The organism is Gammaproteobacteria bacterium (assembly GCA_035501935.1).
In the GTDB taxonomy this organism is placed as follows: domain Bacteria; phylum Pseudomonadota; class Gammaproteobacteria; order JAJPIJ01; family JAJPIJ01; genus JAJPIJ01.
The window spans coordinates 26,184-32,593 of record DATJVC010000036.1; the positions used below are offsets into that span (position 1 = coordinate 26,184).

Annotated in this window: 5 protein-coding genes and 1 pseudogene; 5 read left to right on the top strand and 1 reads right to left on the bottom strand. The window is 61.6% G+C overall.

Annotation, left to right across the window (positions count from 1 at the left end):
* Positions 1-100: 100 nt before the first annotated feature.
* A complete protein-coding gene (gene tyrS / locus VMH34_09780; GenBank protein HTT09065.1) occupies positions 101-1,303 on the top strand; it encodes a tyrosine--tRNA ligase in 1,203 nt (400 codons plus the stop codon).
* A gap of 35 nt (positions 1,304-1,338) precedes the next feature.
* On the opposite strand, the gene VMH34_09785 is transcribed toward tyrS, so the two are convergent.
* Positions 1,339-2,094, bottom strand: coding sequence for a DUF1223 domain-containing protein (locus VMH34_09785; GenBank protein HTT09066.1), 756 nt, complete (start codon positions 2,092-2,094; stop codon positions 1,339-1,341).
* Positions 2,095-2,264: 170 nt separating this feature from the next.
* On the opposite strand from VMH34_09785, the gene VMH34_09790 reads away from it, so the two are divergent.
* The 4 genes and pseudogenes from VMH34_09790 to pssA form a co-directional block, all read left to right on the top strand.
* Positions 2,265-3,983, top strand: a complete 1,719-nt coding sequence (locus tag VMH34_09790; GenBank protein ID HTT09067.1) for an acetolactate synthase 3 large subunit — start codon at positions 2,265-2,267, stop codon at positions 3,981-3,983.
* 3 nt (positions 3,984-3,986) lie between these two features.
* Positions 3,987-4,475, top strand: a pseudogene (gene ilvN, locus VMH34_09795) (acetolactate synthase small subunit).
* 130 nt (positions 4,476-4,605) lie between these two features.
* Positions 4,606-5,622 (top strand): ketol-acid reductoisomerase, encoded by a 1,017-nt coding sequence (gene ilvC / locus VMH34_09800; protein HTT09068.1) that lies wholly within the window; start codon positions 4,606-4,608, stop codon positions 5,620-5,622.
* Between the two features lie 9 nt (positions 5,623-5,631).
* The coding region (gene pssA, locus VMH34_09805; GenBank protein ID HTT09069.1) for a CDP-diacylglycerol--serine O-phosphatidyltransferase at positions 5,632-6,410 on the top strand (779 nt) is incomplete at its 3' end.

Sequence of the window (6,410 nt, forward strand, 5' to 3'; positions counted from 1 at the left end):
AATAGCCTTGATGCTCCTGGAGGTCAATCCGGGCGTGGCGTTGTGATAAGCTGGTCACAGTCGAGCGACCGTCCACGAAAACCTTGCAAGACCCTTCCAGATGAATGACGCCCTGCAACTGATTAAACGTGGCAGCGTGGAGTTGCTGGTGGAGAAAGACCTCCTGGCCAAACTGGCGCGCAGTCAAAGTGAGCTCAAGCCATTGCGGGTCAAGGCGGGCTTTGATCCGACGGCGCCCGATCTGCATCTGGGTCATACCGTGGTGCTCAACAAGCTGCGCCAGTTTCAGGATTTGGGTCACACCGCGATTTTTCTCATCGGCGATTTCACCGGCATGATTGGCGATCCCACCGGCAAGAACATTACCCGCAAGCCGCTGTCGCGCGAGGAAGTTGCTGTCAACGCCCGCACCTACCGGGAACAAATCTTCAAGGTGCTCGATCCGGCGCGCACGGAAATCATTTTCAATTCGCAATGGATGGACAAGATGACGGCGGCCGATCTCGTCGGCCTCGCGGCGAAGCACACGGTGGCACGCATGCTGGAGCGCGACGATTTTCAGCAGCGCTACCGCGAGGGCCAGCCGATCGCCATCCATGAATTTCTCTATCCGCTGGTGCAGGGCTACGACTCGGTGGCGCTGAGGGCCGACGTCGAACTCGGCGGCACCGATCAGAAATTCAATCTGCTGGTGGGGCGCCAGTTGCAGGAAGCCTATGGCCAGGAACCACAAGTGGTGCTGACCATGCCGTTGCTGGAAGGACTGGACGGCGTCAACAAGATGTCGAAATCGCTCGGCAATTACGTTGGCATCACCGATCCGCCGGATGAAATGTTCGGCAAGCTGATGTCGGTTTCCGACGATCTGATGTGGCGCTATTACGAGTTGCTGAGCTTCCGCCCGATGGCGGAGATCGAACGTTTCAAGAAGGAAGTGGCGGATGGCGTCAATCCGCGCGACATCAAGGTGCGACTGGCGCTGGAGATCGTCACACGTTTCCACAGCGCGTCGACGGCCAAAGCGGCCGGGGAAGGCTTTGCCCGCCGGTTCCGCGACCGTGAACTGCCCGATGAAATTCCGGAAGTGCGACTCGCGGCTCCCGATGGACGTATGGTAATTGCTTCCGCACTCAAGGAGTCGGGCATGACCGCCAGCGCGTCGCAGGCGATACAGTTAATCGTGCAGGGCGCCGTGCGCGTGGATGGCGAGCGAATCAGCGATAAAAAATTATCACTGCAGACAGGTCGCAGCTACCTCATACAGGTCGGCAAGCGCCGCATCGCCAAAATCCGCATCGTGTGACAGTAGTGAATGACGGCGTAACCGCGATATCAGTGTCATTTGCCATCGAGCCAGCCGCCGACCGCCTGCAAAGGCGCCGGATTGGAGGTGCCGCTGATCCACGCCGCGAAACCCAGGCGATGAACTTCCTGTCTGGTACCGGGTAGCACGATGTCCGCGACGTAGTGATCGCCATCGCGTTTGAGCGGCGCTTGGGTGAGGCCGAGGACCACGAAATCATGATGCAGGGTGCGGCCCGAGTTCTCTCCGTTCTTGATATCCGTGGCCAGACCAAATCCCAGCAATGCGACGTTGACAATCGCATCGGCGGGAATGGTGGTGGATGGCTCGAAACTCACCTCGCCGTGATGGTCATCGCCAAGTTCAACCTGTAACTGCCCGACCGGCCGTCCCGCTTCCAGTTCCAAATCAGGCTTGCTGAACCAGCCGCGCCATTCCCGGCCCTGCACGACGATGCCGGGGGTGTAGACCTGGCTCACGCCGCCGGCCTGTACATAGTGCTGCTGGCGCTCGCTATAGACGGGGGAGGCGAAGCGATCCTCCCAGCCGAGGTAATTCCAGTAGTCGACGTGAAACGCCACCGGCACGATGTCCCGCCAGAGCCGCGCGTCCTGGGTGAACCCGCTCAACCACCGATCCGCCGGCGGACAGCTGCTGCACCCCTCGGAGGTGTAGAGCTCGACCAATTGCACCTGTGCGACGGGACTCGTGAATTTCATGGGCGCACCCTCCACCCGGCCGATCTGCACTATCAGCATCAACGAAAACAGCACGATTCTCCTGAACCACATGGCGCCTGCTCCTTCATTGGGGCATCGGGCCCTTGAAAATGGGATGTCGGAATGGAGCGGAAAGTAACGGTTTTGCACGTCCGGCTTGACCTCGCCAAGGAAGCCCTGTAGTTTCTCAATCCTTTGTTTTTCAGGTACAAACCGGCGGAGTCAGGGCTGTGGGTAAGAAAATGCGGGGGGCGGAGATTTTTGTCCGGGCGCTCAAGGACGAGGGGGTCGAGTTCATATTCGGCTATCCCGGCGGTGCCGTCCTCCATATCTATGACGAACTGTTCAAACAGGATGCGGTCAAGCACATCCTCGTGCGACACGAGCAGGGGGCGACGCACGCCGCCGACGGCTACGCGCGCGCGACCGGCAAGCCCGGCGTGGTGCTGGTCACCTCCGGCCCCGGTGCGACCAACTGCGTCACCGGCATCGCCACCGCCTACATGGATTCGATCCCGATGGTGGTGTTCACCGGCCAGGTGCCCACGCACCTCATCGGCAACGACGCCTTCCAGGAAGTCGACGCCGTCGGCATCACCCGCCCCTGCGTCAAGCACAACTTCCTCGTGGAGGACGTGAAGGACCTGGCCGCGACCATCAAGAAGGCGTTTTACATCGCCGCGACGGGGCGTCCCGGGCCGGTGGTGGTGGACATCCCCAAGGACGTCACCGCGGATTCGACGGAGTACTACTATCCGCAGAACATCGAGATCCGCTCCTACAAGCCGGTGACCAAGGGCCATCCCGGCCAGATCCGCAAGGCGATGCAGCTTTTGTTTGCCGCGAAGCGGCCGATGATCTACACCGGCGGCGGCGTGGTGATCGACAATGCCGCGGCCGAACTCACCGAGTTCGCGCGCCTGCTGGGATTTCCGATCACGAATACGCTGATGGGCCTGGGCGCGTATCCCGCCACCGACAGGCAGTTCGTCGGCATGCTGGGCATGCACGGCACCTACGAGGCCAACATGGCCATGCACCACTGCGACGTGCTGCTCGCCATAGGCGCGCGCTTCGATGATCGCGTCACCGGCGATCTCGCCAAATTTTGCCCGGACGCCAAGATCGTCCACGTCGACGTCGATCCCTCCTCGATCGCGAAGAACGTGCCGGTGGACGTGCCCATCGTCGGCAGCGCACGCGAGGTGCTGCGCGAGATGATCAAGGTCGTCAAGGAGGCCAGGTTAAAGCCGATGTCGCGCAAGAGCGACCCGTGGTGGAAGCAGATCGACGAATGGGCGTCGGTGGACTGCCTGCGCTACGACCGCAAGAGCAAGGTGATCAAGCCGCAGCACGTCATCGAGGAGCTGTACGCGCTGACCAAGGGTGACGCCTACATCACCTCGGATGTGGGCCAGCATCAGATGTGGGCGGCGCAGTACTACAAGTTCGATCAGCCGCGCCGCTGGATCAACTCCGGCGGCCTCGGCACGATGGGCTTCGGCATGCCGGCCGCGATGGGCGTGCAGCTCGGTTTCCCGAAGGCCACCGTCTGCTGCGTGACCGGCGAGGCCAGCCTGGTGATGTGCATACAGGAACTGTCGACCTGCCTGCAATACAACCTGCCGATCAAGATCATCAACCTGAACAACCGCTACATGGGCATGGTGCGGCAGTGGCAGGAGTTCTTCTATGATCGCCGCTATTCGCACTCCTACATGGACGCGCTGCCCGATTTCGTGAAACTGGCGGAATCCTTCGGTCACGTCGGCATGCGTGTGGAAAAGACCCCGGAGGTGCGCGACGCGCTCAAGAAGGCGCTGGCGATGAAGAACAAGCTGGTGCTGCTCGACTTCATCACCGATCAGACCGAAAACGTCTATCCCATGATCGCCGCGGGCAAGGGCCATCACGAGATGCATCTGGCGCCGGGCTCGGGAACGAACCGGGAGCTGGCCTGACCCATGCGGCACATCCTCTCCATCCTGATGGAAAACGAGGCCGGCGCGCTGTCGCGGGTGGCGGGCCTGTTCTCCGCGCGCGCCTTCAACATCGAATCGCTGACGGTGGCGCCGACCGAGGACCCGACGGTGTCGCGCATGACGCTGGTGACGAGCGGCTCGGATGAGATCGTCGAGCAGATCACCAAGCAGTTGAACAAGCTCATCGACGTCATCAAGCTCATCGACCTCAACGAGGGCCCGCATATCGAGCGCGAATTGATGCTCATCAAGGTCATGGCGCGCGACGGCGGCCGCGAGGAGGTGAAGCGGATGGCGGAGATCTTCCGAGGCCGCATCATAGACGTGACCGACACCACCTACGTTATCGAACTGACCGGCACGGGCGAGAAACTGGACGCCTTCATCGAGGCGCTGGACAAGTCGCTGATTCTGGAAGTGGTGCGCACCGGCGTGTCCGGCATCGCGCGCGGCACGCGCGCGCTCAGCCTGCACATCCCCAGCATCACGCGTCCCGCGCCGGCGGCCAAGACCGAAACTGCGTCCGCCAAGGCGACGCAGGTGTCGGTGAATCCGGATCATCTTCTTTAATTGCAAAACGCAACCAACGGGAACTCACATGTTGAATATTTACTACGATAAAGACGCCGACCTGACATTGATCCAGAAGCGCAGGGTCGCCATCATTGGCTACGGCTCGCAGGGCCACGCCCACGCCAACAATCTCAATGATTCCGGCGTCAAGGTCGTGGTCGGTTTGCGGCCCGGATCGGCCTCGGCGAAAAAGGCCGAAACCGCGGGGTTGACGGTCAAATCCGTCGAGGAGGCGGTCAAGGGCGCCGACGTGGTGATGGTGCTGGCGCCAGACGAACATCAGCGTGAGCTGTACAGCAAACAAATCGAACCGAACATGAAGAAGGGCGCGGCGCTGGCCTTCGCCCACGGCTTCAACATCCATTTCCAGCAAATCGTGCCGCGCGAGGATTTGGATGTAATCATGATTGCACCCAAGGGGCCGGGGCATCTGGTGCGCTCAACCTACAAGGAGGGTGGCGGTGTGCCCACGCTCATCGCCGTGTTTCAGGACAAGAGCGGCCAGGCCAAACAGATCGCGCTGGCCTACGCCAGCGCCAACGGCGGAGGCCGCGCCGGCGTCATCGAGACCAATTTCCGCGAGGAGACCGAAACCGATCTGTTCGGCGAACAGACCGTGTTATGCGGTGGCATCACCGCGCTGGCGCAGGCGGGATTCGAGACACTGGTCGAGGCCGGTTATGCGCCGGAGATGGCGTACTTCGAATGCCTGCATGAACTGAAGCTCATCGTCGATCTGATGTATCAGGGCGGCATCGCCGACATGCGCTATTCGATCTCCAACACCGCCGAGTATGGCGATTACACCCGCGGACCGCGCATTGTGACCGAGAAGACCAGGCAGGAGATGAAGAAGATCCTGAAGGAGATCCAGACCGGCCAGTTCGCGCGCGAGTTCATTCTCGAGAATCAGGCGGGCGCTTCCGTGATGAAGGCGCAGCGCCGGCTTTGTGCCGAGCATCCGATCGAGAAAGTGGGCGCCAAGCTGCGCGCCATGATGCCGTGGCTGAAGACCAACAAGCTGGTCGACCGCTCTCGTAATTGAGAGAAACTGATGCGGAGACTGTCTGCATTGCCCAACGTTAAGCAGATCAACAGCGGCAATGCCGCCGCTCCACGGCGGCGGGGGATTTATCTGCTGCCGAATCTGTTCACCACGGCGGCGATGTTCTCCGGTTTTTACGCCATCGTTTCCGCCATCCACGAACGCTTTGAACCCGCCGCCATCGCGCTGTTCGTGGCCATGATCCTGGACGGCATGGACGGCCGCATCGCGCGGCTCACCAATACACAGAGCGATTTCGGCGCCGAATACGACAGCCTCTCCGACATGGTGTCCTTCGGTCTGGCGCCGGCGCTGGTGGTGTATCTCTGGTCGTTGAATGCCTTCGGCAAGGTCGGCTGGATGGCGGCGTTCCTCTACGCCACCATGGCGGCACTCCGGCTCGCGCGTTTCAACACCCAGGTCGGCATCGCCGACAAGCGTTACTTCCAGGGACTGCCGAGCCCCGCCGCCGCGGCACTGGTGGCGGGCATCGTCTGGGTGGGCGATGACAACGCCTGGCGGGGCAACGCCGCCATCATCACCTCGTCCTTCCTGCTGACCGTGGCCGCCGCCATGCTGATGGTAAGCCGCTTCCGTTATCACAGCTTCAAGGAACTCGACCTGCGCGGCCGGGTGCCGTTTCTCAAGATACTCGTGGTCGTGCTGGTGTTTGTGTTTCTGTCGCTCAATCCGCCCTTCATGCTGCTGGGGCTCTTCCTGCTGTATGCCGCCTCCGGTCCGGCGCTGACGTTGATGACGCTGCGCGCCCGCCGCGCCGCCCGCCGCGC